Origin of the sequence: Candidatus Merdisoma sp. HCP28S3_D10, assembly GCF_052065835.1 — a bacterium.
Lineage (GTDB): Bacteria > Bacillota > Clostridia > Lachnospirales > Lachnospiraceae > Laedolimicola.
The window spans coordinates 364523-385185 of the sequence record NZ_JBQHTG010000002.1 but is presented as its reverse complement, the minus strand read 5'-3'; the positions used below and the strand labels follow the sequence as shown (position 1 = coordinate 385185).

The 20663-nt window shown below is 47.9% G+C and carries 25 protein-coding genes and 1 riboswitch; of the genes, 11 read left to right on the top strand and 14 right to left on the bottom strand.

All coding sequences use genetic code 11. The annotated features are described in order from the left end of the window. From ACTNCH_RS06995 to dtd, 5 genes are all read left to right on the top strand, one after another. Complete coding sequence (locus ACTNCH_RS06995) at nucleotides 1-486, top strand: HD domain-containing protein (RefSeq protein ID WP_349163904.1); 486 nt, start codon at nucleotides 1-3, stop codon at nucleotides 484-486. A 188-nt stretch (nucleotides 487-674) separates the two neighbouring features. Beyond that, a complete protein-coding gene (locus ACTNCH_RS06990) occupies nucleotides 675-1136 on the top strand; it encodes an Hsp20/alpha crystallin family protein (RefSeq protein ID WP_158365130.1) in 462 nt (153 codons plus the stop codon). A 144-nt stretch (nucleotides 1137-1280) separates the two neighbouring features. Beyond that, entirely contained in the window at nucleotides 1281-1802 is a 522-nt protein-coding gene (locus ACTNCH_RS06985; protein WP_441017231.1) for a nitroreductase, read from the top strand. A 70-nt stretch (nucleotides 1803-1872) separates the two neighbouring features. Then, nucleotides 1873-2511, top strand: coding sequence for an AAA family ATPase (locus tag ACTNCH_RS06980; protein WP_441017228.1), 639 nt, complete (start codon nucleotides 1873-1875; stop codon nucleotides 2509-2511). A gap of 17 nt (nucleotides 2512-2528) precedes the next feature. Further along, a complete protein-coding gene (gene dtd / locus ACTNCH_RS06975) occupies nucleotides 2529-2966 on the top strand; it encodes a D-aminoacyl-tRNA deacylase (protein ID WP_441017225.1) in 438 nt (145 codons plus the stop codon). Nucleotides 2967-3029: 63 nt separating this feature from the next. Here dtd and ACTNCH_RS06970 read toward each other — a convergent pair whose 3' ends face one another. Beyond that, nucleotides 3030-3776: a tRNA lysidine(34) synthetase gene (locus ACTNCH_RS06970; RefSeq protein WP_441017222.1), complete on the bottom strand. Its 747-nt coding sequence runs from the start codon at nucleotides 3774-3776 to the stop codon at nucleotides 3030-3032. Between the two features lie 162 nt (nucleotides 3777-3938). Between ACTNCH_RS06970 and cysK the strand changes: the two genes are divergently transcribed. The 5 genes from cysK (at nucleotide 3939) to ACTNCH_RS06945 (ending at nucleotide 9480) form a co-directional block, all read left to right on the top strand. Next, nucleotides 3939-4871 (top strand): cysteine synthase A, encoded by a 933-nt coding sequence (gene cysK / locus ACTNCH_RS06965; protein WP_441017219.1) that lies wholly within the window; start codon nucleotides 3939-3941, stop codon nucleotides 4869-4871. A 46-nt stretch (nucleotides 4872-4917) separates the two neighbouring features. Further along, nucleotides 4918-6225 carry an O-acetylhomoserine aminocarboxypropyltransferase/cysteine synthase family protein gene (locus ACTNCH_RS06960; protein WP_441017216.1) on the top strand — a complete coding sequence of 436 codons (1308 nt, stop codon included), beginning with the start codon at nucleotides 4918-4920 and terminating at the stop codon, nucleotides 6223-6225. A gap of 66 nt (nucleotides 6226-6291) precedes the next feature. Next, nucleotides 6292-6738, top strand: coding sequence for an RrF2 family transcriptional regulator (locus ACTNCH_RS06955; RefSeq protein ID WP_441017213.1), 447 nt, complete (start codon nucleotides 6292-6294; stop codon nucleotides 6736-6738). Between the two features lie 196 nt (nucleotides 6739-6934). Further along, nucleotides 6935-7291, top strand: coding sequence for a LysM peptidoglycan-binding domain-containing protein (locus ACTNCH_RS06950; RefSeq protein ID WP_441017210.1), 357 nt, complete (start codon nucleotides 6935-6937; stop codon nucleotides 7289-7291). Between the two features lie 818 nt (nucleotides 7292-8109). Continuing rightward, a riboswitch (cobalamin riboswitch) is annotated at nucleotides 8110-8308 on the bottom strand. A gap of 92 nt (nucleotides 8309-8400) precedes the next feature. Then, complete coding sequence (locus ACTNCH_RS06945) at nucleotides 8401-9480, top strand: tyrosine-type recombinase/integrase (RefSeq protein ID WP_441017207.1); 1080 nt, start codon at nucleotides 8401-8403, stop codon at nucleotides 9478-9480. A 59-nt stretch (nucleotides 9481-9539) separates the two neighbouring features. Here the strand turns inward: ACTNCH_RS06945 and ACTNCH_RS06940 are convergent, their stop codons facing one another. Then, nucleotides 9540-10658, bottom strand: coding sequence for a DUF3048 domain-containing protein (locus ACTNCH_RS06940; protein WP_441017204.1), 1119 nt, complete (start codon nucleotides 10656-10658; stop codon nucleotides 9540-9542). 264 nt (nucleotides 10659-10922) lie between these two features. Here ACTNCH_RS06940 and lexA point away from each other — a divergent pair, with 264 nt between their 5' ends. After that, nucleotides 10923-11543 (top strand): transcriptional repressor LexA, encoded by a 621-nt coding sequence (lexA, locus tag ACTNCH_RS06935; RefSeq protein ID WP_441017201.1) that lies wholly within the window; start codon nucleotides 10923-10925, stop codon nucleotides 11541-11543. A gap of 100 nt (nucleotides 11544-11643) precedes the next feature. Here the strand turns inward: lexA and ACTNCH_RS06930 are convergent, their stop codons facing one another. The 12 genes from ACTNCH_RS06930 to ACTNCH_RS06875 all read right to left on the bottom strand — a co-directional run bounded on the left by ACTNCH_RS06930 (nucleotide 11644) and on the right by ACTNCH_RS06875 (nucleotide 20662). Beyond that, complete coding sequence (locus ACTNCH_RS06930) at nucleotides 11644-12264, bottom strand: NUDIX hydrolase (protein WP_441017198.1); 621 nt, start codon at nucleotides 12262-12264, stop codon at nucleotides 11644-11646. Between the two features lie 5 nt (nucleotides 12265-12269). Further along, on the bottom strand, nucleotides 12270-12632 hold the full coding sequence (gene rsfS, locus ACTNCH_RS06925; RefSeq protein WP_441017195.1) for a ribosome silencing factor: 363 nt from the start codon (nucleotides 12630-12632) through the stop codon (nucleotides 12270-12272). Then, nucleotides 12613-13218 carry a bis(5'-nucleosyl)-tetraphosphatase (symmetrical) YqeK gene (yqeK, locus tag ACTNCH_RS06920; RefSeq protein ID WP_441017192.1) on the bottom strand — a complete coding sequence of 202 codons (606 nt, stop codon included), beginning with the start codon at nucleotides 13216-13218 and terminating at the stop codon, nucleotides 12613-12615. Before yqeK ends, rsfS begins: the two co-directional genes overlap by 20 nt. A gap of 14 nt (nucleotides 13219-13232) precedes the next feature. Next, nucleotides 13233-13853 carry a nicotinate-nucleotide adenylyltransferase gene (gene nadD, locus ACTNCH_RS06915; protein WP_441017189.1) on the bottom strand — a complete coding sequence of 207 codons (621 nt, stop codon included), beginning with the start codon at nucleotides 13851-13853 and terminating at the stop codon, nucleotides 13233-13235. 45 nt (nucleotides 13854-13898) lie between these two features. After that, nucleotides 13899-14201, bottom strand: coding sequence for a ribosome assembly RNA-binding protein YhbY (gene yhbY / locus ACTNCH_RS06910; protein WP_441017186.1), 303 nt, complete (start codon nucleotides 14199-14201; stop codon nucleotides 13899-13901). Between the two features lie 104 nt (nucleotides 14202-14305). Continuing rightward, a complete protein-coding gene (obgE, locus tag ACTNCH_RS06905) occupies nucleotides 14306-15595 on the bottom strand; it encodes a GTPase ObgE (RefSeq protein WP_441017183.1) in 1290 nt (429 codons plus the stop codon). A gap of 74 nt (nucleotides 15596-15669) precedes the next feature. Continuing rightward, entirely contained in the window at nucleotides 15670-15957 is a 288-nt protein-coding gene (rpmA, locus tag ACTNCH_RS06900) for a 50S ribosomal protein L27 (protein ID WP_087306297.1), read from the bottom strand. A 4-nt stretch (nucleotides 15958-15961) separates the two neighbouring features. After that, nucleotides 15962-16282 carry a ribosomal-processing cysteine protease Prp gene (locus ACTNCH_RS06895; protein WP_441017178.1) on the bottom strand — a complete coding sequence of 107 codons (321 nt, stop codon included), beginning with the start codon at nucleotides 16280-16282 and terminating at the stop codon, nucleotides 15962-15964. Nucleotides 16283-16287: 5 nt separating this feature from the next. Beyond that, nucleotides 16288-16644, bottom strand: a complete 357-nt coding sequence (gene rplU / locus ACTNCH_RS06890) for a 50S ribosomal protein L21 (RefSeq protein ID WP_441017175.1) — start codon at nucleotides 16642-16644, stop codon at nucleotides 16288-16290. A gap of 186 nt (nucleotides 16645-16830) precedes the next feature. Then, nucleotides 16831-18057 carry a ribonuclease E/G gene (locus tag ACTNCH_RS06885; RefSeq protein WP_441017172.1) on the bottom strand — a complete coding sequence of 409 codons (1227 nt, stop codon included), beginning with the start codon at nucleotides 18055-18057 and terminating at the stop codon, nucleotides 16831-16833. Further along, complete coding sequence (locus tag ACTNCH_RS06880; RefSeq protein ID WP_441017169.1) at nucleotides 18057-18779, bottom strand: TIGR03936 family radical SAM-associated protein; 723 nt, start codon at nucleotides 18777-18779, stop codon at nucleotides 18057-18059. Before ACTNCH_RS06880 ends, ACTNCH_RS06885 begins: the two co-directional genes overlap by 1 nt. Further along, nucleotides 18776-20662, bottom strand: coding sequence for a TIGR03960 family B12-binding radical SAM protein (locus ACTNCH_RS06875; protein ID WP_441017166.1), 1887 nt, complete (start codon nucleotides 20660-20662; stop codon nucleotides 18776-18778). Before ACTNCH_RS06875 ends, ACTNCH_RS06880 begins: the two co-directional genes overlap by 4 nt. Nucleotide 20663: the final 1 nt, after the last annotated feature.

The window sequence follows — 20663 nt, the reverse complement described above, 5'->3', positions numbered from 1 at the left end:
ATGATAAATAAATTACATTTGGCAATGATTGAATTATATCGAGGAGATGCAAAGAGAATTCAACATTTTTGCAAAGTGCATAGTTATGCAAAATTGATAGCGGAAATGGAAAATGTGGATAAAAAATGTTTGTTTACCATTGAAGCGGCGGCTTTGACACATGATATTGGAATTCATTTCTGTGAAGAAAAATATGGAAATTGCAATGGAAAGTTACAGGAAAAAGAAGGCCCTGCAATCGCAGAAAAGCTACTTGGAGAATTGGGTTTTGATCAAGATGTATCTGATCGGGTTCAATATTTGATTGCACATCATCATACCTATAATAATATTGATGAAATGGATTATCAGATCTTGGTAGAGGCTGATTTTCTGGTAAACATCATGGAGGATGGCTTATCGAAAGAAGCAGCTTTAAAAGCCTATCATAATATTTTTAAAACAGCATGTGGAAAAATGATTTGCAGGGAGATGTTTCATATTTGACATGACAATCGCTTTAGAGATACGCCGTGCACAGCTTATAGTGTTCACAAATTTTTCACAAAATAATTAGCACTCGCCTCTTGACAGTGCTAACAAAAAGGGCTATAACATAGTTGTCAAGAGGGAAAAGGAAATGGAACCTCAAGACAGTGACCTATTGTACGAGACATAAAAAAGGAGCGTTTGCTATGTTAACACCGAGTGTATTTGGAAAAGATTTCTTTGATGATTTGTTTGAGTTTCCGTTTTATGATGACAGAGACATGCAGAAGCTAGAAAAGAAGCTGTATGGCCGCAGAGGTAAGAACCTGATGAAGACGGATATCAAGGATACCGATAAAGCATATGAGCTGGAGATGGATCTCCCGGGATTCAAGAAGGACGAAATCAAGGTTTCTCTGGAAAATGGTTATCTGACCATCAGCGCAGCAAGAGGCCTGGACGTAGATGAGCAAGAGAAGGAAACTGCAAAGTACATCCGCAAGGAGCGTTACGCAGGATCTTGCCAGAGAAGCTTCTATGTAGGCGAAGGCGTAAAGCAGGAGGATATCAAGGGCGAGTTTAAGCATGGTATCCTGAAGCTGGTCATCCCGAAGAAGGAAGAAAAACCGGAAGTTGAGACGTCAAAGTACATCTCCATCGAAGGATAATGGAGCGAGGAGCCTCGCCGCGGATGCGGCGGGGCTCCTTTTTATGGAAGGATGTCGTAAAAAAGGGTGCGAAAAAATGTGAAAATGGGGTGCAAAAGCAATACCGTCATGCTATAATTGGGAAAACGAGAGGAGTGATACATCATGGCTGAGACATTAAAGACCATCAAAGAGAGAAGAAGCTGCCGGAATTTTAAGCCGGATATGGTTCCGAAGGAGCTGCTTGATAAAGTACTGGAGGCCGGCACCTGGGCGCCGACCGGAATGGGAATGCAGTCCCCGATTATAATAGCCGTAACCAATAAGGAGCTGCGGGATAAGCTTTCAAAGATGAACGCAGAGATTATGGGTTCAAAAGCGGATCCGTTCTATGGCGCTCCTGTGGTACTGGTGGTGCTGGCGGACAAGAATAAACCGACGCATGTATACGACGGCAGCCTCGTGATGGGCAATCTGATGCTGGCTGCTGCGGATCTGGGACTTGGAAGCTGCTGGATTCACCGGGCAAAAGAGGAATTCGAGAGCGAGGAAGGTAAGAAAATTCTGAAAACTCTCGGGATTGAAGGAGATTATGAGGGCATCTGCCACTGTGTGCTGGGTTATGCGGCTGCGGCTTTGGCAGAGCCAAAAGAACGGAAAGCCTCTTATATCTATTACGCAGAATAATTTCCGGTTTCCTTTTCCTATAAAATGTTGTATAATATAGTCAAGAAGAAACAGAAGGGAGATGGATTATATGGCATCAAACACCATTATTACCATTGGACGTCAGTATGGAAGCGGCGGTCACGATATAGGAAAGCAGCTTGCGGAAGAATTGAAGGTTCCCTTTTATGACAAGGCATTGCTGGAGAGAGCGGCTAAGGACAGCGGGCTCTGCCAGGAGATTTTTGAAAATCATGATGAAAAGCCGACCAACAGCTTTCTCTATTCCCTGGTGATGGATACCTATTCCCTGGGATACACCACATCCTCCTTTTCGGAGATGCCTCTGAATCATAAAATTTTCCTGGCACAGTTTGACGCGATTAAGAATATCGCCAAGGAAGGCCCCTGCGTGATTGTAGGACGCTGCGCCGACTATGCGCTGGCAGAGTTCCCGAATGTGGTGAATGTATTCCTGCATGCGGATCTTCAGGATCGTATTGTGCGAATTACGAGACGCCACGATCTGACAGACGCCAAAGCCAAGGACTTGATTATTAAGACGGATAAGCGCCGTGCAAGCTATTACAATTATTATACCAGCAAGAAATGGGGAGAAGCTGCAGGTTACGATTTGTCCCTGAATACAGCTACCCTGGGTATTGATGGGACCATTCATATGATTCGCGAATTTGTGAATTATAAGGAAAAGGAACACGAAAGAATCTGACAGGAGTCGTATTTTAAATGAAGTTTGTAATACAGCGGGTTTCCCATGCATCGGTGACGGTGCATGAGAAACCCATCGGCCGTATTAATCAGGGCTATCTGGTTCTGATTGGTGTGGGAAAAGAAGATACAAGAGAAGACGCAGACCGCCTGGTGAAGAAAATGATCGGCTTGCGCATTTTTTCGGACGAAAATGGTAAGATCAATAAGTCCCTGAAGGATGTGAATGGAGAGCTTCTGCTGGTTTCGCAGTTTACACTGTACGCGGACTGCAGACATGGAAACCGGCCGGGATTTACAGAGGCGGCGGGTCCGGATATGGCAAATGAGCTCTACGAATATATCATTGAAAGCTGCAAAAAGGAAGTTGCTGTGGTTGAACGGGGAGAGTTCGGCGCGGATATGAAGGTAGAGCTTCTGAATGACGGGCCATTTACCATTCTTCTGGAATCATAAGCAATAAAACAGGAAGCTAACAGAAAAATCGCCCGGGCCGACAGGCCCGGGCGATTTTTGGTGTCAGGAACAGCTCAGCTTCCGCACATACTCCGCATCCTCAAAGGGCTGATACAACCCGTCCAAGACCGCCCGGAACATTCGTTCCTTAGAACCCGGATTTTCATGGCAGAGCTGCTGTACCAGATTTCCGGCATATTCCCGCCGGGTGTGGCCGTCTGCAGGACAGGGACTTTTGCAGACCGGAAGCTGATATTTATTCCGGAAGCCAATGACATCTGCCTCGTCCACATAGATGAGAGGGCGAATCAGTGTCAGATCCATCCGATCCAGATAGGTTACCGGAGCGAAGGAATGAAAGCGTCCTTCATATAAAAGGGAGAGCAGCATGGTTTCCACCACATCGTCCTTATGATGGGCATAGGCAATTTTATTGCAGCCCAGCTTCTTAATGGTTTCGTTCAGGGCACCTTTTCGCATTTTCGCACAGAGGGCGCAGGGATTACTTTCCTTCCGGACCTGGAACACCACATCATAGATCTCGGTCTTTACAATCGTATATCGCACGCCCAGCTCATCGCAAAGAGCCTGAATTGGGCTCAGGTCAAAATCAGGAAAGCCCAGATCTACAGTGATGGCCTCAATTTCAAATTTTTTCTGATAAAAGCGCTGCAGTCCATGTAATGCATAGAGCAGGGTCAGGCTGTCCTTCCCGCCGGAGATGCCGATGGCAATGCGATCTCCGTCCTCGATCATATGGTAGGTATCGATGGCTTTTCGAACCTGACTTAATAATTGCTGTAATTTCATATTTTCTCTATCCTTTCCGGTCATTGTTTCCCTGCTTAGTTTATCAGAAAAAAATAAAAAAAGCTATTGACAATTTCAGAAGATAGATATATACTACTAAACAGATAGGAAATATATGAATACAAAAATATACTATGAGGAGATTGAAAGGAGAACAGAACCATGGCAAACATTTATAAGGGAACCTTAGGACTCATCGGTAATACACCTCTGGTAGAGGTAACGAACGTAGAAAAGGAGCTGGGCCTGAAAGCCACGATCCTGGTTAAGCTGGAGTACTTCAATCCGGCGGGAAGCGTAAAGGATCGGATCGCGAAGGCTATGATTGAAGACGCGGAAGCCAAGGGAAAATTAAAGGAAGGCTCTGTAATCATTGAGCCAACCTCCGGAAATACAGGAATCGGACTTGCCTCCATCGCAGCAGCCAAGGGCTACCGTATTATTCTGACCATGCCGGATACCATGAGTGTAGAGCGTAGAAATATCCTGAAGGCATATGGCGCAGAGTTGGTTCTGACCGAAGGAGCCAAGGGAATGAAGGGAGCTATCGCCAAGGCAGAAGAGCTGGCAAAGGAAATCCCGAACAGCTTTATCCCGGGACAGTTCGTAAATCCGGCAAACCCGGCGGCACATAAAGCAACCACCGGCCCGGAGATCTGGAAGGATACCGATGGAGCAGTCGACATCTTTGTAGCAGGCGTCGGCACAGGCGGAACCCTGACCGGTACAGGCGAATATCTGAAGTCCCAGAAGCCGGATGTGAAGATTGTGGCTGTAGAGCCCGCAAGCAGCCCGGTTCTCTCCGAAGGAAAGAGTGGTCCTCATAAGATTCAGGGTATCGGCGCAGGCTTTGTTCCCGAGGTGCTGAACACCACGGTTTACGATGAGATTCTTCCGATTGAAAATGATGACGCATTTACAACCGCAAAGCTTCTGGCAAAGAAGGAAGGCGTTCTGGTAGGTATCTCCTCCGGCGCGGCATTATACGCAGCCATTGAGCTGGCTAAGCGTCCGGAAAATAAGGGCAGAACCATCGTGGCGCTGCTTCCGGATACCGGAGACAGATATTACTCCACACCGCTGTTTACAGAGTAAAGGATAGACGGAATTAAAAAATATGGAATAAGAGAGGGCAAAACCAATGAGCAAAATTACAAGAGACCAGAGAAAATTTAAATTTGAAACCCTTCAGCTTCATGTAGGACAGGAGCAGCCGGATCCGGTAACTGACGCAAGAGCCGTCCCCATTTATCAGACCTCCTCCTACGTATTCCGTAACTGCGATCACGCGGCAGCCCGTTTCGGACTGGCTGACGCAGGAAATATCTACGGCCGTCTGACCAATCCCACAGAGGACGTGTTCGAGAAGAGAATCGCAGCCCTGGAGGGCGGCGTAGCGGCCCTGGCTGTAGCGTCTGGCGCGGCTGCCATCACTTATACCATTGAAAATCTGGCCCAGAATGGAGACCATATTGTATCCGCGAAGAATATCTACGGCGGAAGCTTCAACCTTCTGGAGCATACGCTTCCCGCATACGGCGTAACAACCACTTTTGTAGACATTTTCAACTACGACGAGGTGGAAGCGGCAATTCAGGACAATACCAAGGCCCTTTACATTGAGACTCTGGGCAACCCGAATTCCGACGTGGTAGATATTGAGAGACTTGCGAAGATTGCCCACGCGCATAAAATTCCGCTGGTTGTAGACAATACCTTTGCAACCCCTTATCTGGTTCGTCCCATTGAGTATGGTGCGGACATCGTCGTTCATTCCGCAACCAAATTTATCGGCGGTCATGGAACCACCATCGGAGGAGTCATTGTAGACAGTGGAAAATTCGACTGGGAGGGATCCGGAAAATTCCCGTCCCTGACAGAGCCGAACCCCAGCTATCACGGAATCAGCTTTACCAAGGCGGTAGGACCGGCTGCGTTTGTCACCAAGATTCGCGCTATCCTTCTTCGTGATACCGGAGCCACCATTTCCCCGTTCCATGCATTCTTCTTCCTGCAGGGACTGGAAACCCTGTCTCTCCGGGTGGAGCGCCATGTAGAGAACGCTCTGAAGGTGGTAGAGTACCTGAACAACCATCCGCAGGTGGAGAAGGTTCATCATCCGTCTGTATCCGACGATCCGGAGCAGAAGGAGCTTTATGCAAAATATTTCCCCAATGGCGGCGGTTCTATCTTTACCTTTGAAATCAAAGGTGATGCCCAGAAGGCAAAGGACTTTATCGACAATCTGGAGCTGTTCTCCCTGCTGGCCAATGTGGCTGATGTAAAATCTCTGGTTATCCATCCGGCAACCACCACGCACAGCCAGTGCACAGAGGAAGAACTTCTGGATCAGGGAATTAAGCCCAATACCATCCGTCTTTCCATTGGTACAGAGAATATCGACGACATTATTCAGGATCTGGATGAGGCATTTAAAGCAGTACAATAAAAAGACTGCGCACAGGGGCGGATTTCGAATCTGCCCCTTATTATTTTTGCAAGGAGGGTTTTACCTATGCAGCTTTCAAAGAAGAGCCGTTATGGACTGCGTGCGCTGTTGGATTTGGCCGCTGCTCCGGACAATCAGTATATTTCCCTGAGCAGCATTGCGGAACGCGGAGAAATCCCGGCGCAGTTTCTGGAGCAGGTATTTGCTTCCTTCCGGCGCGCAGGGCTTATAAAGGCGCTGAAGGGCCCCCAGGGCGGTTATCAGCTGGCGTTAGATCCACGTCAGATTACCGTGGCACAGGTATTGAAAATTCTGGAGGGTTCTTATCAGATAGCGGACGAGGAGCTTTCTCCGGAAAAACGATGTTATGCCATGTCGGCTTCAATTCAGGAGCTTTTGATTTCACCTGTTAATGAGACAGTGGAGCGGATTTTAAATACACTGACCCTGGAGGATCTGAAAAAGGATTATCTGCAGCGGCAGAACAGTGTACAGGATATGTACTATATTTAACCTGAAAAACAGAAAGCATAGAACGGTGTAGCTTAAGGCTATGCCGTTTTTTGCGTTGTTTTACAGAAAAAATCGAACATATGTATTGACAAACGAATGTTCGAGAAGTATAATGTAGATATAGACAAGAACAACTGTTCGGAAAACCTGTTCGATATACAGGCAGGAGAGCAGGAGACCGGGGAGGGCGTATACTATGTATGAAAGAAAAGTGAGATATGAGAGAAGAAGATCATACGAAAGGAAAAGAAATCTGGTGGTAATGGTTTCCGGTCTTTGCCTGGCCCTGGCCTTTGCTTTCCTGTTTGGCAGTTTTCTTTCCATGGCTGAGACAAAGGAAGCAGATGCGGTTTATTATAAATATTATACGAATATCGAGATTCAGCCCGGCGACACGCTGTGGAAGCTGGCGGAGGAATACATGGGAGAACAATACGAATCACGCGCTGCCTATGTCACTGAGGTACAGCAGATCAATGGGATTGCAGATGTCGATAGCATTGTCTCCGGACAGTATCTGGTATTGCCGTATTATTCACCGGAATATAAATAGAGGATATTTTTTTCAGACATGCAGCTTTCCATTGCTATGTGAGTCAGCGGTACCGCTGACTTTTACATAGATATACCAAAGACCTACTGCGTCGCAGTCGGCAAGATACGTAAGAATGTGTTTGCGATATACCTAAGAAAATGAAGTACCTAAGAAACTAAAATACTAAAGACAGAAAAACACAAAAGAAAGTAAAATACATAACAGAAAAAGAAAAGCAGTACAAAAGAAACCGGCTATCTGATCCGTCTGGGACTGGATAGCCGGTTATTGTATGCCAGGGAGTATGGATTCTATGCCATATAGATCTATACGACAAATCCTTGTTTTTCACATAGATCTATACAAAAAAGGGAACAGAACGGGTATCCGAACGTTTCCTATAAATATACACAAATAAAAACATCTGCTATCAGTATGTCCCAACCTCTCTCATTCACTCATCCGGGAAGCTGCAGGTGAACCCGGATAAAGTAAAATTGAAATTTCAGAACAACACTGATGCAGATGTTAAAGCTGCCGGATAGATTGTTTGGGTTGGTTTATAATCGAAGCGAATGGTTGGGTAACAGTATCTTCGCTTTGGAGGGATTTGGTGAGTAAGCATTTGTGTTGTCTGATGTAACAGGCCGAATGCCGTCACGACCTGTCAGACCAGAGAAAAAAATGCATGTTCAAGATTTCTATCCTCCCGGCTGCCTGTACGGTTCCACATCGAGCGCATTCCATAAACAAAAAATGCCTGCTTCCAAAGGCAGACACTCCAAAAAAGTCTAACGCAAATACTTTTTTGATAGGAACTGAACTTTCATCGGAAGTCTCTCCTCAAGTACTAAGCAGGTTTCCTGACTTACAGATCAACATATACCTCTTTCCTTCTCATACGGTAACGTACAATGGATTTCATTAAGAGGATACTCCCTGAATACAGTGACCGGATCGCTCAGGATTCACACCTGATTCCCTTTTCTCATCTGGCTGAGGAGCCGTCTGAGCACTTAATACCCTATATGGAATTGTACGTTTCTTATTATAGCAGTATGTACAGAAAAGTCAATTCTTTTCTGGAAGTTTCGCACAATAAATGATAAAATAAACCCATGGAAAGGATGAGCAGAATCATGAAATACAAGAATTACCATGAGCAGAAGGATGCGGAGAATATTCAGCGGCTGCGGGAGGTGCTTACTACCCTGCCCTCTTTTGTCAGTGATTTTTTCCGGGCAAAGGAAATGAGCATGGCTACTACCACCAGAATTTCATATGGATATGACATACGAATTTTTTTTCGTTTTCTGGTAGAGAAAAATCCTTTATTTAAAAATTATAAAACAACAGATTTTACATATGAGGATTTAGATAAAATTAGTACCGTTGACATTGAGGAATACAAAGAATATTTAAAATTATATCAACGTGAGGAAGAACAGGGCGAAATTGATATTACAAATGGAGAACGCGGTATGAAAAGAAAGTTATCTGCCGTCCGTAGTTTGTTTAATTATCTTTACCGTTACGAACTGATAAAAAATAACCCGGTCGTCCTTGTCGATATGCCCAAGCTTCATGACAAAGCAATTATCCGCCTGGAACCGGACGAGACGGCCCGGCTTCTGGATTTTATAGAGCATGGAGGGGACGATCTGACCGGACAGAAAAAGGTCTATTATGAGAAAACCAAAGAACGGGATCTTGCCATTGTCACGCTCCTTTTGGGCACGGGAATCCGTGTATCGGAATGTGTAGGACTGGACATCACAGATATTGATTTCAACAGCAATGGGATACGGGTCATTCGAAAGGGCGGTTCGGAAATGATTGTTTATTTCGGAGATGAAGTGGAACAGGCCCTGAAAACTTATATCAATGGAAGCCGGAAGCTGATAAATCCCCAGGAAGGTCATGAAAACGCCCTCTTCTACTCTACCCAGCGCCGCCGGATAGGCGTGGGCGCAGTGGAAAATCTGGTAAAAAAGTATTCCAGGCAGGTGACGCCATTGAAGAAAATTACCCCACATAAGCTTCGAAGTACCTATGGTACAACGTTGTATCAGGAAACCGGCGATATCTATCTGGTGGCAGACGTACTGGGACATAAGGACGTCAATACCACTCGGAAGCATTACGCGGCTCAGGATGAGTCCCGGAGGCGCAGCGCGGCGAATGTAGTAAAGCTTCGGAAAGAATAACAAAAAACCCGCGTTTTTCAGTCAGGCTGAAACTCGCGGGTTTTATTTTTTTAAGTTGTTTACTGGATCACCAGTTCATCCCATACATCGTCTGCTACAAAGCCAATATAGGTCTTACCGGTATTGATGGTGAGCTCATCACCATTGGTATCATAATAGATGGTACGTCCGGTATCGGAAGTTTTTGTCCAGGAAATCGGGATCGCCTTTCCGTTGGTAATATAGTAACCCTTCTGACCGCTTGCCAGACAGTTCCATACCATGTAACCATGCTCATCCAGCTGGCTGTAGGACATCTTCTGCAGAATGACATTCTTGAATGCCAGCTGCTTATTGTCGTTGCCCGGATCCAAGTGCTTGGAGCCATATTCGGAATAGAGATAGGTACCGCTCTCTGCATCATAATCCAGCTGGGAGCCGTTATGCTTAAAAGGCAGATCAACCAGGGTACAATCGCTGCCGCCGGACAGCTCAACCGGTTTGCTTTCGGAGGCAAACTGGAAATGAGCTTCTGTGGGAGCGTACTCATTGTACTCACGGCTGATTTTTGAGTTATTCTTAAAGTTCTTTGCCATATCCCCGGTCAGAACATACTCGGTAAACTCACGGGGCTTTCCGTTCTTTACGCGGGAAAAGGTTCCGCTGAAATGATCTACATAGGGATTATTCAGGAATGTATTGATGTAGAAGGGGCCTCCGTCATGACATACGATGGCGTTCCATTCCGGAGCAATCATCAGGTTGGTGGGACGGACGCTTCGTACGCTTCCCAGCTGCTTGATGCTGTCATAATCTTTTACCAGAACCATGAAACGGGTAATGTGATCATTCAGGGTGCTGTTCATCATTTCATAAATGATATCAGCCTGGGTCAGACCGTAATGCGGAAGCGCTGTTTTCTCATTATCTACCATGACTGCGATGGGACGCTGATCCTTCAGATCTTCGCTGATCCACTCATTGGTCAGTTCACTGCGATACATACCTTCCGGAGCAACTTCCTCCTCAGCTTCCTCTGTGGTGTCTTCCGTGTTCTCTGCTTCTTCTGCTGTCACTTCATCCTCTGTGGAGAAAGTGTTATCTGATGTAGCTTCTGTATCACCTTTGCCGCAGCCGGCAATACCCAGAAGACCTGCAAGAGATAAGGCCAGCAGAATTAGACTTAAACGTTTTTTCATCTGCATAGTTTCCTTCCTGTGTAGAATTTAATAACTTAATCATAATTATATCACGTTCTGTAACAGGATACCAGTAAAAATGAAAAAGTATCTTAAAATATAGATAACAAAATGGAAACAGTTTTTTCTTTAAGTATACATAATAATATTATGTATACTTTTAAAACCAGAACAAATTTTCTAAACATTTGTTTGCATCATATAACATCCTGTGGTATACTGAATTTAAATATAGACATTACAACTATCGGGAGGTAACTGATTATGGGTTACGGAAAAATTTCGAAGAAACAGTCCGAAATTCTTGAATATATCAAATCACAGATCATCAATAAGGGATATCCGCCCTCAGTCCGGGATATCTGCGAGGCAGTACAGTTAAAGTCTACCTCTTCTGTCCACTCTCATCTGGAAACGCTTGAGAAAAACGGCTATATCCGCCGGGATCCGACCAAGCCCCGGGCGATTGAAATTATGGACGACAGCTTCAACAGCGCCCGCCGGGGCGAGGTGGTAAATGTGCCTGTGGTAGGCCGTGTAGCTGCCGGAGAGCCGATTCTGGCTGTGGAAAATGTGGAATCCTATTTCCCGGTACCGATGGAATTTATGCCCAACGAGCAGTGTTTTATGCTGCAGGTTAAAGGTGAATCCATGATCAACGCCGGCATTTTTGATGGGGATACCATTCTGGTAGAACAATGTCAGACTGCCTCTAACGGAGATATGGTAGTTGCCCTGATCAATGATTCCGCGACGGTGAAAACCTTTTACCGAGAGGCAGATCATATTCGTCTGCAGCCAGAAAATGATACCATGGATCCGATTATTGTACCGGACTGCCAGATCCTCGGAAAGGTGTTCGGCGTATTCCGTTTCTTCCGATAACAGAAAATTAGGAATGTGCCGATGGCATATGCTCCGATTCCATAAGAAAATGAGAGCCCTGCAGGTTTACGTGTTATGCCTGCAGGGCTCTTTGGTGTTTTTAATTTTTTACATTCAGAAAGCCCAGAGGGTTTTCCGGATCTGCAGATAAAAAGTGCATCATCATATAGGCGCACATCAGAGAAACATGTTCCTCCCGGAGAATTCGCCGGATTTCATTCCGATCGGCCAGAACGACTTCAATCTCCTCTCCGTCCTCCAGTCCGGCTTTGGAAAGGGTTCCGTCCGCAGTGCCGTATACGGCAGCGCAGGATTCATCTGTCATGCCGATGGTCGTAAAATAGGGGCGGCTGTATATTTCGTCCACCTCATAAGGATGGAAGGTCAGGCCGGTCTCTTCCTTCAATTCCCTCATGCCTGCCTGCTGGTAGGTTTCCCCTTTGTCCAGTAAACCAGCCGGAAATTCATAGATATAATCACCGATACTGAACCGGTACTGGCGAATCAGAACGACCCGATCCTTCTGTTCCCCGTAAAGGGCATAGATAATTACCCCATCAGGCCTGTTAACATGGGTGTTCAGCTTTAACTCTGAGATGTCTTCTGCCCGGGACGCCACGTGATAGAGTCCTTTCTGGCCGTTTTTATTCCGTATGTCCAGATCGTACATATTCAGGAACCGGTTTTCCGTGGTCTTTGTCACCTTTTCGATACTGCTCATTGCCATCAGGCCTCCAGATCCTCAGCAGTGATAAGGGAACCGTCTCTCCAGATCCGTTCCAGATCATAAAAGAGTCGATTTTCCTCATCGAATACATGGACAATGATGTCGCCATAGTCCAGCAGAATCCAGTTGGCGCTGTGGTAGCCTTCGATCTGCTTCGGCACGAAGCCTGCCTTGTGCAGTTCCTCCTGGATATTGTCGACCATTGCCTGAACCTGGTTCTTATTGGAACCGCTGGCAATCAGAAAGTAATCTGCCAGTACGGAAATTTCGGATATATCAATAATACGGATATCACGCGCCTTCTTTTCTTCCATAGCCTGATAGGCCAGACGCGCCATTTCCTTAGAGTGCTTCTGTATCATGGGTTTCCTCCTTACGGTTTGCCTTATAATATTCATAGGCCTTTAGGGTTATCTCGTCAACCTCGCCCGGTCCGTCGTCCAGATAATCCAGGGTATCGGATAAAATCTTATAGAGCGCCTCGTCCAGATCCGTAAAAGCAAGCTTCCGTACTTCCGTGAGATTGGGCGCTTTGTTGCGGCGCGGCTCGATATAATCGGCCACATAGACGATTTTATCCAATAACGACATATTCGGTTTTCCGGTGGTATGATTTAAGATCGCGCTGATAATCTCTTTGTCGTCGATACCATAATCATGCATGGCCAGAAAAGCGCCCAGCTTTGCGTGAAGCAGGAAAGGATTCCGACGCTCCACTTCTGTAATCTGAATGTTATGCTTCTCACAGAGCTTCAGTTTTTTTCCGTTGGGAATACATTTGGCACAGTCATGCAACAATCCGGCCATCTGTGCTTTCTCAATATCGCATTCATAGCGCATGGCCAACGCGGCAGAGGTATACATGACGCCCAGCGTATGCAGGTATCGACCTTCGTCCATCTCCCGCTTCAGCTTTTTCTGATAGGATTTCATATCGTAATTTTTCATGGTGCTGGTACTCCTTAAGCCGGACCGTACAATCCATTTTGGTAAATATATTCCCCCACTGCCTTTGGCACATAATACCGGATGGAACGACCGGTGTGGACCCGCTCCCGGATCATATTGGAGGAAATGTCAATGTTCGGCGTCTCCATAGGATAGATACGGGCGCCAAATATGGCAGAAAGCTCCTGAATCCGTTCGTTCAGCGCTTCGCTTTCCATGTGGTTCCTGGTCGCCGCCAGAATCCTGCAGGCGTCGCAGATTCGCTTAGGCTCTTTCCAGGTATGGAAAAGAATCAGGGAATCTGCCCCCAGTATGAAATAATAATCTGTATCTGGGTGCTCTTTTTTCAAAAACTCCAGGGTTTCATAGGTATAATGATAATCCTGAGGTGTCTTTTCAAAATCAGATACCCGCAGATGAGGATTGTCAGCCACCGCAAGCTCCGCCATACGGGTGCGCTCGAGCATGGTAGCATTCACCTGCCCGGCCTTGTGTGGGGGATTGCCGTTCGGCATGATTAACACATAATCCAGGGAAAAGGACTCGTAGGCAGCTTCTGCCAGAATCAGATGGCCGGTATGAATCGGATCGAAGGTTCCGCCCAGAATACCAACCTTTTTGCGCGTATGTTCCATGAAACTACCTGCCTTTCCCTGCCGGATTGTAAGCCGGAATTAAAATTACATCGGAAGAATAATCTTCTTTTTCTTATATTTGTCGTCTGTATTTTCACGATACAGCACGATTTTTTTACCGATGACCTGTACCACCTGGGAACGGGTACGGTCAGCCAGAAGCTCTGCGATCTCACGGGGATCGTCGGCGCAGTTCTGCAGAACGCTGAGCTTAATCAGCTCTCTGGCAGCCAGCGCTTCGTCCACAGCCTTTGTAAATTCCGGGGTGACGGAAGATTTTCCCACCTGGAAGATAGGCTCCATGGTCATTGCAAGGCCCTTTAAATAAGCACGCTGTTTACTTGTCATGGTGTCTCCTTTTGTTCTATATTTACTCCGCAGTGCGGGCTCAACTACGCTACGTGCAAGCACAACGTCAGCCGGCTGACTTTCGTCCACACACTGCTCATTGCCTAACGAAAGTATTCGAATGCAAGTCCGTACATCCGGACGGTATCGCCTTCCTGAATGCCGGCCTGTTCCAACTCCTTCAGGATGCCTGTGTTTTTCAGGAAGTTCTGGAAGAAGGCAAAGCCCTTCTCAGAATCCAGATTGGTATAACCCAGCATCTTTTCGATACGCGGGCCTTCCACGATAAATACGCCCTCTTCTTCCTCGGATTTGGCAACAGTATAGGGAAGGTTTTCGTATACCAGCTCTTCGCCCGGGAAGAATTCCTGTTCGAAAACGATAGCTTCCTGGGGTGCCTGGTCTAACAGCTCTCTCACATAGTAGAGAAGCTCTTTCAGACCTTTTCCGGCCACTGCAGATATGGGGAATACCCGGATTCCCTTGGGCTCAAATTCATCCTTCAGACGCTGAATGGGCTCCTCGTCGTCACCCAGGGCATCAATCTTATTGGCTGCGATGACCTGCGGACGGGCCGCGATTTCTTCATTGTAGGCCTCCAGCTCCTTGTTGATGGCATAGATATCCGCTACCGGATCCCGTCCCTCGGTGGATGCCGCGTCTACAATGTGAATCAGCACACGGGTACGCTCAATATGGCGCAGAAACTCGTGTCCCAGTCCCACACCCTCGGAAGCGCCTTCAATCAGCCCCGGAATATCCGCGATAACGAAGCCCGGAGCCCCTGAGAGATCCACCACGCCCAGATTGGGGTTCAGTGTGGTGAAATGATAATTGGCGATCTTGGGCTGCGCATTGGTTACCCGGGATAAAAAGGTGGATTTTCCCACGTTCGGAAATCCGACCAGTCCTACGTCCGCGATCACCTTCAGCTCCAGAAGAACCTCCAGCTCCTGGGCCGGTACGCCCGGCTGGGCATACTTGGGAACCTGCATGGTGGAAGTGGCAAAGTGCATATTGCCGGCTCCACCCCGTCCGCCCTGAAGGATCACCTGCCGGCGGTTTTCGCCGGACATATCCGCGATGACCTTTCCACTCTCTGCTTCTCTGATGATGGTTCCTTCCGGAACCTTTAATATAATATCGCTGCCGTCCTTACCATGGCAGCGTCGTTTTCCGCCTTCTTCGCCGTCCTGTGCCTTAAACTTTCTTTTGTGACGGTACTCATAGAGGGTATTCAGTCCCTCGTCTACTTCAAAAATGACGTCTCCGCCCCGTCCGCCGTCTCCGCCGTCCGGACCGCCGTTTGGTACGTACAGCTCCCGTCGGAAGCTGACATGTCCGTCTCCGCCCTTACCGGAACGGATCAAAATCTTTGCTCTGTCTGCAAACATATAATAAATCTCCGAAAATTAAAATGGTAAAAAAGGCTTCAAATCTTTCCGACTTGAAGCCTTTCATAACCAACTTATTCTGCTGCTACCGGAACGATAGAAACCTGCTTCTTATCTCTTCCCTTTCTCTCGAATCTTACGATTCCGTCGGTCAGAGCAAACAGTGTATCATCGCCACCGCGTCCTACGTTCACACCCGGGTGAATCTTGGTTCCGCGCTGTCTGTAAAGAATGTTTCCGGCCTTTACGAACTGTCCGTCGGCTCTCTTAGCTCCCAGTCTCTTGGACTCGGAATCTCTGCCGTTCTTTGTAGAACCTACTCCCTTTTTATGAGCGAACAACTGAAGGTTCATCTGTAACATGGTATTACACCTCCTTGAATACAATCCTGATATATGGTTTCCCATAGCTGTTTTGAATGTCTGTCAGTCCAAGTACCATGGAATCCATCAGAAGTGCGGCTTTTTCAGATAAAGGCTCCGGGAACGTACAGCTCAAGGAGCCATCTTTTTGTTCCCCGGAAAATTCATCTTCTGTAAAGGCCTCGATAGAATTCAGCGTATTCAGTGAAAGCACACTGACCGCTGCACAGATAATATCGGAACCTTCCTCCGCGTATCCGGCATGTCCGTTGATATCGAACCCCAGGTACTGATTGGATTTCTTATATATGGTAACGGTTATCATGACAATTACTCAGCGTCTGCTGTCTCAGCGTCAGCCTTCTTCGCACGCGGCTTTCTTACGGAGATCTTCTCGATCTTCACTTCCGTGTACTGCTGTCTGTGACCATTCTTCTTGTGATATCCAGATTTTCTCTTGTACTTGTAAACGATGACTTTCTTACCCTTACCATCACCGATTACAGATGCAGTTACAGTAGCTCCTGCTACAGTCGGTGTACCTACGGTCAGAGAATCTCCGCCAACTGCGAGAACCTGATCGAACTTATACTTCTCACCAGCTGCAACGCCAAGCTTCTCAACCTTGATCACGTCGCCTTCAGATACTTTGTACTGTTTACCACCTGTTGCAATAATTGCGTACATCCTGTGGCACCTCCTAATATAATTACTCGCCAATTTCGGTGACATGCCTTTCAGCATAACTGAAAATGCACATACTTATACCTCGTTGTGCGGCATCTTTAATATAATAACAGGATGATTTGTCTCTGTCAAGATATTTTAAAATATATTTTTTGAATTTTTTCTAAGCTTTTTTTAATATGTTTTTTACTCCTGAACTTGCTCTGCCAGCGTTTTCTGGACCTTTTTCCGGGTGATTTCCACCAGTCCCAGAGGCGTCATATCCACCAGTGTGGTTTTAACCGGATCCCGTTTTAATTCAGAGGCAAGCACAGACAGTAACGTTCGGTTATCCTCCTCCCGATCCATGTCGATAAAGTCCGCTACGATAATGCCGGACAAATTCCGGAGACGCAGCTGACGGGCTGCTTCCCGGGCTGCCTCCAGATTGATTTTCAAAAAGGTGTCTGATTTTTTCTTTTTACCTGTGTATTTGCCGGTATTCACGTCTATGACGGTCAGGGCCTCCGTAGGCTGGATAACCAGATAGCCGCCGGATTTGAGCCATACCCGCTCCTTCAGGGCGTCCTCCAGGGCTTTGGAGAGCCCATAGACGCTATCCAGGGAAGGGGCTGTTTTTTCATAAAGCTCAAGCTTTGGCAAATCCTCCGGCTGGTGGAGCGTCAGGTAATCCCGGAGCTCTTCGTATATCTCCGGCCGATCCGTCAGAATCTTATCATAGCTGTCGGTCCGCAGTCCCCGCAGTCTGGCAGTGTAGGCGGGGGGGTCTCTGTATACAAGGGAAAAACAAGTCTGGTTCCGACCGGTTTCTACGGTGCGGCGGTAGGTTTCTGTCAGCTCTTTCAGCTCCTGGCGTAAATCTTCTTCGGAAATTCCGGCCGCATTGGTACGGACGATGATACCGAAATCATCGCCCAGAAAGGGCTCCGCAATCGCCCGGAGCCGTTCTCTTTCGGCAGGCGCCAGTTTGGAGGAAAGTCCCAGATGCCGTTTCCCGCTGGTGAGAACCAGGTATTTTCCTGCGAAATTCAGGTTTCCGCTGACGGTAGGAGCTTTCGTTTTCACGGCCTCCCGGCTCACCTGGACCAGAAGCTCGTCTCCGGCTGCCAGCTCCTTCTTTTTCTTCGGCGTAGTAAAAGCAGGCGTTTCCCCGGCGTCCAGGGCGTAATAACAGAGCTGCCCATCCCCTATCTCGATAAAAGCGGCGTTGATGTTGGCGGCAATGTTTTTTACCTTGCCCACATAGATATTGCCCAGGATAGAGCTGCCGCCGGAGGGTAGGCAGGAAAGCTCGGCCGCGGATCCATTTTCATAGAAAGCGTAAACGGTACGCTCCGTTCCTCTGACCGAAAGGGTGGAAACTAAAAAAGTACCGTTTGCTGTCTGCTCCTTGATAAGCTCTGTCGGTTCCATTAAAATTCTTCTCCCAGCTCTTCCAGTGATACCAGTCTGCGGGGTTCTCCCTCAGCCGCCAGATTCGCGTACAGCTCCTTCCGGTGAAGCTGAAGGGCAAATTCCGGAAGAATAAAGCCGGCATAAGCCGCAAAAGCCTCCAATACCAGCTCCGGCTTTACATTCTCCGCACTGCCGGCAGAAAGTTGCAGAAAAATAGAATCCTCCTGACAACGGGCCTCGTAAATCAGGGGCTTCAAATCCAGCTCCCGCGCTCCCTTTTTCGTCTTTTTGGTGACCAGAATCTGTTCCTGTGCGCAGAACGCCGCCCATTTTTCCTCCAGGCCATTTCCAAAGACGCAGCCCTCAGGCAGGCTGTTTTCCCGGAAACGAACCTCGTAATCGGCAGCCGCCACCAGGGACATGGCGTTGGAGGACTTTTCCTCGGGGATCCTCCGGAAGGAAAGAACCTCCACGCCCTCAGCCATAACCCCGTTCAGCCGCTTGACTGCCGCTTCGGAGGACAGTTCATTTCCAATCTCAATGTCCAGGTACTCGCCGTCACTGGTGAGGCCTACGCCTAAGGGAGAGGCGAAGGACATGATCATATGGGGGCTGAAGCCTGCGGAATAACAGATATCGATATCTGCCCGGCGCATGGCCTTCTGGAAATAGCGCATGATATCCAGATGGCCGATAAATTTCATGATACCGTATTTACGGAATTTAATGCGGATTTTCATGCGTTTTCACCTCCTGTAACCATCGCCGCTGTGGGACAGCAGCCTGCGTGATAGCTGCCTGCGCCGCAGCCCTGGCACTGCTGACGGCAGTTGGGCGTCACAGTCTCTTCGTGAGCGCGCTTCCACTCCCGCAGCAGAAATTTTTTGGTAACGCCGATGTCGATAAAGTCCCAGGGGAACAGCTCGTTTTCATCGCGATGACGTGTCGTGTAGAACGGAATATCCAGACCGGTCTCTTCAAAGGCTTCCAGCCAGAGCGTGTTGTCGAAGCATTCGCTCCAGGAATCGAAGAGACAGCCCTTGCGGTAGGCCGCAAGCAGGGAAGCTCCCACCCGCCGGTCGCCCCGGGCCAGGATTCCCTCCAGCACCGTTACGTCCGCCTCATGCCAGTTATATTTGATACTCTTTTTATTGAGCTGGGCCTTGATTTCGCTGTTGACGATATATGCCTTATCCAGGAATTCCTCCTTGGTACACATGCGCGCCCACTGGAAGGGCGTAAAGGGTTTCGGCACAAAGAAGGAGGTGCTGACGGTAATCTGACATTTGCCATTCCGCTTATCCTTGGGAATTTCGTAGTATCGTTTCGCGATCTTTTCAGCCAGCCACGCGATAGCCTTCTCATCTTCTACCGTCTCTGTGGGCTGTCCCAGCATAAAGTAAAGCTTCACCTTCTGCCAGCCGCCCTCGAAGGCCTGCCCGGCTCCTTCCAGAATGATTTCCTCGGTCAGTCCCTTGTTGATCACGTCCCGGAGACGCTGGGAACCGGCCTCCGGCGCAAAGGTCAGGCTGCTCTTGCGGATATCCTGTACCTTGCTCATGACGTCTAGGGAAAAGGCGTCAATGCGAAGGGACGGCAGGGAAATATTGACGCCTTTATTTCCAAAGGTGTCGATGAGGAAATTTACCAGCTCCGGTAAATGACTGTAATCACTGGAGCTTAAGGAGCTTAAGGAGATCTCCTCGTGTCCGGTATTTCGGAGCATTTCGGTTGCAGCCTCTGTAAGCATCTCCAGAGAGCGCTCCCGGATAGGACGGTACAGCATACCGGCCTGACAGAAGCGGCAGCCACGGATGCAGCCACGCTGAATTTCCAGCACTACACGATCCTGGGTGACCTTAATAAATGGAACCAGCGGCTTCTTCGGATAAAAGGTATGGGTCAGATCTGTAACTACCTGCTTTTGAACCTTTGCGGGCGCATGGGGATTGTTGGGCTCCATGGACGCAAGGGTTCCGTCCTCGTTATACGTCACATCGTAGAACGCGGGCACATAGATCCCCGGAATCTCCGCCGCACGCTCCAGAAACTGTACGCGGCTCTCCCCTGCCGCTTTGGAGGCCTTGAACGCGTCCAGAAGGGCAAAATAGGAGGTTTCTCCTTCACCGATGTAAAAGAGGTCGAAGAAATCGGCCAGGGGCTCCGGGTTGGTAGCACAGGGGCCGCCTCCGATGACAATGGGGTCGTCCCAGGTACGGTCCTTTGCGTAAAGAGGGATCTGGCTCAGATCCAGAATCTGCAAAACATTCGTGTATGCCATTTCGTACTGGAGAGTCATTCCGAGAAAATCCATTTCCCGGATAGGATCCTGGGATTCCAGCGCGAACAGGGGAATGTTCTGCTCCCGCATGATTTTATCCAGATCGGTCCAGGGAGAATAGACGCGTTCACACCAGACGTCCTCCCGCTGATTGAACATATCGTACAGGATCTGGATTCCTAAATGGGACATGCCGATCTCGTAGACGTCCGGAAAGCACATGGCAAAACGGACGTCCACTGCGTTCCGGTCTTTCATTACCGCGTTGATCTCGTTTCCAAGATACCGGGCCGGTTTATCTATTTTTAATAAAATTTCATCTGATAGAGCTAACCTTTTCATA

Excerpts from the sequence above, each read along its gene's own strand:
- ACTNCH_RS06995 (WP_349163904.1), top strand. The coding sequence starts at position 1 with ATGATAAATAAATTACATTTGGCAATGATTGAATTATATCGAGGAGAT.
- ACTNCH_RS06990 (WP_158365130.1), top strand. The coding sequence starts at position 675 with ATGTTAACACCGAGTGTATTTGGAAAAGATTTCTTTGATGATTTGTTT.
- ACTNCH_RS06985 (WP_441017231.1), top strand. The coding sequence starts at position 1,281 with ATGGCTGAGACATTAAAGACCATCAAAGAGAGAAGAAGCTGCCGGAAT.
- ACTNCH_RS06980 (WP_441017228.1), top strand. The coding sequence starts at position 1,873 with ATGGCATCAAACACCATTATTACCATTGGACGTCAGTATGGAAGCGGC.
- dtd (WP_441017225.1), top strand. The coding sequence starts at position 2,529 with ATGAAGTTTGTAATACAGCGGGTTTCCCATGCATCGGTGACGGTGCAT.
- ACTNCH_RS06970 (WP_441017222.1), bottom strand. The coding sequence starts at position 3,776 with ATGAAATTACAGCAATTATTAAGTCAGGTTCGAAAAGCCATCGATACC.
- cysK (WP_441017219.1), top strand. The coding sequence starts at position 3,939 with ATGGCAAACATTTATAAGGGAACCTTAGGACTCATCGGTAATACACCT.
- ACTNCH_RS06960 (WP_441017216.1), top strand. The coding sequence starts at position 4,918 with ATGAGCAAAATTACAAGAGACCAGAGAAAATTTAAATTTGAAACCCTT.
- ACTNCH_RS06955 (WP_441017213.1), top strand. The coding sequence starts at position 6,292 with ATGCAGCTTTCAAAGAAGAGCCGTTATGGACTGCGTGCGCTGTTGGAT.
- ACTNCH_RS06950 (WP_441017210.1), top strand. The coding sequence starts at position 6,935 with ATGTATGAAAGAAAAGTGAGATATGAGAGAAGAAGATCATACGAAAGG.
- ACTNCH_RS06945 (WP_441017207.1), top strand. The coding sequence starts at position 8,401 with ATGAGCAGAATCATGAAATACAAGAATTACCATGAGCAGAAGGATGCG.
- ACTNCH_RS06940 (WP_441017204.1), bottom strand. The coding sequence starts at position 10,658 with ATGAAAAAACGTTTAAGTCTAATTCTGCTGGCCTTATCTCTTGCAGGT.
- lexA (WP_441017201.1), top strand. The coding sequence starts at position 10,923 with ATGGGTTACGGAAAAATTTCGAAGAAACAGTCCGAAATTCTTGAATAT.
- ACTNCH_RS06930 (WP_441017198.1), bottom strand. The coding sequence starts at position 12,264 with ATGAGCAGTATCGAAAAGGTGACAAAGACCACGGAAAACCGGTTCCTG.
- rsfS (WP_441017195.1), bottom strand. The coding sequence starts at position 12,632 with ATGATACAGAAGCACTCTAAGGAAATGGCGCGTCTGGCCTATCAGGCT.
- yqeK (WP_441017192.1), bottom strand. The coding sequence starts at position 13,218 with ATGAAAAATTACGATATGAAATCCTATCAGAAAAAGCTGAAGCGGGAG.
- nadD (WP_441017189.1), bottom strand. The coding sequence starts at position 13,853 with ATGGAACATACGCGCAAAAAGGTTGGTATTCTGGGCGGAACCTTCGAT.
- yhbY (WP_441017186.1), bottom strand. The coding sequence starts at position 14,201 with ATGACAAGTAAACAGCGTGCTTATTTAAAGGGCCTTGCAATGACCATG.
- obgE (WP_441017183.1), bottom strand. The coding sequence starts at position 15,595 with ATGTTTGCAGACAGAGCAAAGATTTTGATCCGTTCCGGTAAGGGCGGA.
- rpmA (WP_087306297.1), bottom strand. The coding sequence starts at position 15,957 with ATGTTACAGATGAACCTTCAGTTGTTCGCTCATAAAAAGGGAGTAGGT.
- ACTNCH_RS06895 (WP_441017178.1), bottom strand. The coding sequence starts at position 16,282 with ATGATAACCGTTACCATATATAAGAAATCCAATCAGTACCTGGGGTTC.
- rplU (WP_441017175.1), bottom strand. The coding sequence starts at position 16,644 with ATGTACGCAATTATTGCAACAGGTGGTAAACAGTACAAAGTATCTGAA.
- ACTNCH_RS06885 (WP_441017172.1), bottom strand. The coding sequence starts at position 18,057 with ATGGAACCGACAGAGCTTATCAAGGAGCAGACAGCAAACGGTACTTTT.
- ACTNCH_RS06880 (WP_441017169.1), bottom strand. The coding sequence starts at position 18,779 with ATGAAAATCCGCATTAAATTCCGTAAATACGGTATCATGAAATTTATC.
- ACTNCH_RS06875 (WP_441017166.1), bottom strand. The coding sequence starts at position 20,662 with ATGAAAAGGTTAGCTCTATCAGATGAAATTTTATTAAAAATAGATAAA.